At 71.0% G+C, this 1,057-nt stretch carries 1 protein-coding gene; it reads right to left on the minus strand.

Annotation, left to right across the window (positions count from 1 at the left end; genetic code table 11):
• Positions 1-971: acyltransferase domain-containing protein (locus ABZ671_RS32775; RefSeq protein WP_357865470.1), on the minus strand; the 971-nt coding region annotated here is incomplete at its 3' end.
• Between the last annotated feature and the right edge of the window lie 86 nt (positions 972-1,057).

A 1,057-nucleotide genomic window follows, 5' to 3' on the forward strand; every position in this document is an offset into this window, starting at 1 on the left:
TGGGTGAACTCGTCCAGCATCGGTTCCATCAGGTGCGAGTGGAACGCGTGGGAGGTGTTCAGGCGGGTCGCCTTCACCCCCAGCGTGTTCACCACCGCCTGCACCGCGTCCTCGACACCCGACAGCACCACCGAGGCCGGCCCGTTCACGGCGGCGATATCGACCCCGTCGACCAGCAGGGGCAGCACCGCGGACTCGGGGGCGGCGACCGCGACCATCACGCCACCGGACGGCAACGCCTGCATCAACCGGCCCCGCGCCCCCACCAGACGGCCCGCGTCCGCCAGCGACAGCACCCCGGCGGCGTGGGCAGCGGCGATCTCACCGATCGAATGCCCCGCCAGGTAGTCCGGGCGGACACCGAAGGATCTGAGAAGCCGGAACAACGCCACCTCGAACGCGAACACCACCGCCTGCGTATTGACGGTCTGCCCGAGCAGGTCACCGTCGTCACCCCAGGCGACATCCGACACCGGCAAACCCGTCGCCGCCGCTGCCGCGTCGAACGCCTCCGCGAACACCGGGAAACGCTTGTGCAGGTCACGACCCATACCCAGCCGCTGCGAACCCTGACCGGTGAACAGGAACGCCACCGAACCCGGGGCGACCGGCTCGACGACGGCGCCGAGCGCCGCGATCAGGTCCTCCCGATCGCGCCCGACGACAACGGCCTGGTGCTCCAGTACGGCCCGGCTGCTCACCGTGGAGTACCCGACGTCCAGCGGTTCCAGGTCGGGGCGGCTCAGCAGGTGCGAGCGCAGTTTCTCCGCCTGCCGCGCCAGCCCGTCCGCCTTGCGGGCGTGGAGCACCACCGGCACCACGACGTCCGTCCGCCGTGGCTCCGCGACGGCCGGCACAGCGAACGGCGCCTGCTCGACGATCACGTGGGCGTTGGTGCCGCTGATGCCGAACGACGACACCGCCGCCCGCCGAGGCCGATCCACCGCCGGCCACTCCACCGACTCCGTCACCAGCCGCACATCACCCGCCGACCAATCCACCATCGGCGACGGCTCATCCACATGCAACGACCCCGGCACCACCCCATACCGCATCG

The sequence above is a fragment of the Micromonospora sp. NPDC006766 genome (genome assembly GCF_040636055.1).
Lineage (GTDB): Bacteria > Actinomycetota > Actinomycetes > Mycobacteriales > Micromonosporaceae > Micromonospora.